We start from the raw sequence: 3,665 nt of genomic DNA, 5'->3' as shown, positions 1-3,665 counted from the left end.
TTATGAGAGAAAACCTTACCAGGTTTCACCCTGCCAGATTGCCTGAGTTTTATCATTAGTACTTTTATTGATTTTTCTTATAATTACCAGATACTCTTCTCCGACCGATCGAGGCTCTTCAAAAATTGCATCTATCCCAAGTCTTTTAAGATAATCTTCGAAATCGGCTGCAGTTTTTAAATCCCTTACCCGGATTCTTGCTTCCTCATATAGTCTCTGACCGTTTTTTACACTTTTTATGGATTCTCTGAGAGGGCCCAGTATACTTTCTCCTAGCTGCATGCAGCGTTTTTCAAACTCGATCCTGTCTTCGTCCCATTCAACTGTCTGGAAACCTTCTCTGACAATTCGGGAAAGCATATAGTCTCTACCGGTCTCATTGTAAAACTTAAAGGCGTGCCTGAGGTCCGAGCAATTACTCTGGGAAGAGGTGTATTTTAACGGAGAAAGAACCATTTCCGGATCTTTTATTACGACGCCTTCATGCTCTTTTTCTCCAAGTTCCCGGATGATTTCTCCGATTTCTTCAGCAGCAGTTTCCAAGGGAATTTCTTTGAAGAATCTTACCTGGAAAAAGCCGTACTTTTCCAGAATTTCTTGTTTTCGGCTTATTGGAAGAGGCTTACCGCTGTTTTTCTCCCGAATATCAAAGATGTAAAACTCTACTGACTCGATGCCATAGATATCTTTTGGGACATAAGGATTGTCCGGGCCTATCATTTCTCCATAAAGTACAAGTCCAGGGAAATCGTCAAAAAATTTCAGATTCAATTTCTCTTTTGCCTTTTGAGTCGTATAAGGGCAGATATACCCGCTCCTGGTAATTGCAAGGATTTCGTCTTTTGCAATCGCTATGCGGACATTATATCCATTCATTTTCTCTTCCACGGCTACTCTCTCAAGGCCGCTAAAGTGCTTTTTAATCGTGGCATCCAGTACCATGGCTCTCCGGATTTTCGGGAAACCCATAATGATTTCGAAAGACCCGTCTTTCTCATAAAGCACAGTTCCCCTTTCGATATGGGAGATTTCCTTATCGAAGCGGAATAAATATTCATATTTTCCCCAGTTCTGGGCAAGATAGTTCTTCTCAAAAAGGTGCTGAACCCTTTCCTTATCAAACTCCAGGAAACTGGCAAGCTTAGATACAAATTGAGGATCTATCTCCTCATTCCCCTCTCTACTCATGTTTATCTATCTGTTTTCAGGCATAAAATAAGTTATCATTCTCAGGCAAGTCTTCGGAATATCAGGCATTTTCTTTACAATAACCTGTTTTTCATGAAATAAGTTTAAAAAATGGTTTAGTCCATTAAAAATGTTTTTAAGTATTCGGTTCTAATTTGTTTCTAATCTTATTACATCTAAGCTTGCAAAGAAGACTGGAAGTTGTAAAATGGCAGATGAAATTGATTATCAGATTATCGGCGACGATATGCAGATCGTTGAAATTGAACTTGATCCGGATGAAGCCGTTCAGGCAGAGGCCGGGGCTATGGCATATATGGGACCCGGAATTGAGATGCAGACCAGCATGGGGAATGAAGGAGGCGGACTTTTCGGAGGCCTCAAAAAAGGACTTAAACGAATGCTTACAGGAGAAAGTTTCTTCATTACAAGCTTTGTTCACAAAGGTTCCGGAAAAGGGCATGTATCTTTTGCAGCTCCTTATCCGGGCAAAATCATTCCCCTTGATCTCACAAAGTTCGGAGGCAGTCTCCTCTGCCAGAAAGACTCATTTCTCTGCGCTGCTCGCGGAGTAGAGATAGAAGTAGCTTTCACTCGCAAGCTAGGAGCAGGGTTCTTTGGCGGCGAAGGTTTTATCCTGCAGAGATTAAAGGGCAATGGGCTGGCCTTCCTCCATATAGGAGGCACTGTGATAAGAAAAGACCTGGCAGTTGGCGAGACTTATCGTGTCGACACAGGCTGTGTGGCAGCTTTCACCGAAACCGTAACCTATGATATAACCTGGTCAAGGAACTTTAAAAATGCCCTTTTCGGTGGTGAAGGAATTGTTCTTGCAACCCTTACAGGCCCTGGCACGGTGTATATGCAGAGCCTGCCTTTCTCTCGCCTTGCTGACAGAATCTTTGCAGCTTCTGCCTATGGCCGTAACCGGGAAGAACAAAATGGCATTGCTGGGACCGGAATTTTGGGAGGCATGATTGGAGGAGATAGATCATTCTAAAAATGGGAGACCGTCCTAAAAAGAAAAAACCATTCTAAAATAGAAAATTATGGAAATTGATTCTAAAATAGAATCCTTTTTAAAGCGGGATTCATTATAAAATAGAAATCCTTGTGACTACTCCCCTCGCTGAAGTGAGGGGCATCTTCCGATTTTACGGTCAGATTGTAATCCCAATCTGAGAATATTAATAGAAGCATTAAGATCACGGTCAATAAATAAGCCACAGAAAGGACAATTGTGAGTTCTTTCTGATAGACTTTTTTCTACCAACATACCACAATTTGAACACATCTTTGAAGTATTCTTAGGGTCAACGAGAATTACTTTTCTACCAGCATTCTCAGCTTTGTAGGAAGTATAAGTTACAAGTTTACTCCAAGCAGCATCAAGGATGTGTTTAGCCAGATTGTGATTTTTCGTCATGTTATTAATGTTAAGATCTTCAAAACAGACAATACCATAATTATCAACGAGTTTTTTACTGAGTTTTTGAGTAAAATCTTCTCTCTTGTTAGCAATTCTTTCATAGACTCTGCATAATGTTTTAAGGCATTTTTTTCTTTCGGGTGTTCCTTTTTCTGCCTTTGAGAATTTCCTGTTAGCTTTTGCCAGTGCTTTTTCTTCTTGAATGTAGAATCTAGGATTAGGAACATAAGTTCCGTTTGATAATGTAGCAAAGGAGAGGATTCCTACATCAATACCTACTGCCTTATCGGAATGTTCAAGTGGTTGATAAGAATCAACATCAGTAAGAATGGATACAAACCATTTTTGTGTTGAAGTTCTTCTGATAGTTAAGCGTTTAATATTACCTTCAAGTGGTCTATGCATCTTGATTTTTATATCTCCAATTTTAGAGAGAGTTAATATGTTTTCATTTAAAGAGAATCCAGATTGTAGGTAAGTAATACTATCATACCAACCTTTACCTTTAAAACGAGGATACCCTGGGTTTTCTCCTGCTTTTACTCTACGGAAAAAAGCTTGAAAAGCAAGGTCAACTCGCATGGTTACATCTTGAAGAGTATGAGAATGAACTGTTTTCAATTCCGGTTTATCTTTTTTCCAGACAGGAATTATTTTCTTAGAATCATAATAGCTGATTCTTTTTTGTTCAGATTCCCAAGCGTTTTTTCGCAATGCCAGCGTTTCATTATAGACCCATCTACAGAGTTCCAGAGTTTCATTTAACTTTGTAACCTGAGAATGTGTTGGATAAATTCTATAACGATACAATTTAGGCATATAATTATAAATAGTATTTTCACCTAAATAAAGATACCGATAGAGAAAGTTGACGGGCTGTATCCCACCTTTGAAAAGGCGGGGATTAGCCCTTCCATTATCCTAAAATGAGATTCATTATGAGATAGAATTTGTTCTAAAGGCGAGGAATCAATCGAAAGAAATATTAGAAATTCAAAAAGGCCTGTTCTTATAAAACAGGCCTTCTCTTAATTACTTGCTTTTAGGA

3 protein-coding genes are annotated in these 3,665 nt (G+C 39.2%); 1 reads left to right on the top strand and 2 read right to left on the bottom strand.

The features are described from left to right. Positions 1-15: 15 nt before the first annotated feature. Complete coding sequence (locus BP621_RS08800) at positions 16-1,188, bottom strand: RNA ligase (protein ID WP_292389221.1); 1,173 nt, start codon at positions 1,186-1,188, stop codon at positions 16-18. A 208-nt stretch (positions 1,189-1,396) separates the two neighbouring features. Here BP621_RS08800 and BP621_RS08795 point away from each other — a divergent pair, with 208 nt between their 5' ends. After that, entirely contained in the window at positions 1,397-2,188 is a 792-nt protein-coding gene (locus BP621_RS08795; protein ID WP_292389220.1) for a TIGR00266 family protein, read from the top strand. Positions 2,189-2,305: 117 nt separating this feature from the next. Here BP621_RS08795 and BP621_RS08790 read toward each other — a convergent pair whose 3' ends face one another. Continuing rightward, positions 2,306-3,436, bottom strand: a complete 1,131-nt coding sequence (locus BP621_RS08790; RefSeq protein WP_292389219.1) for an RNA-guided endonuclease InsQ/TnpB family protein — start codon at positions 3,434-3,436, stop codon at positions 2,306-2,308. Positions 3,437-3,665 lie beyond the last annotated feature (229 nt).

Source organism: Methanosarcina sp. UBA5, assembly GCF_002505485.1.
Taxonomy (GTDB): Archaea; Halobacteriota; Methanosarcinia; order Methanosarcinales; family Methanosarcinaceae; genus Methanosarcina.
The sequence above is the reverse complement of the archived record's forward strand: the minus strand, read 5'-3'. Positions and strand labels throughout refer to the sequence as shown.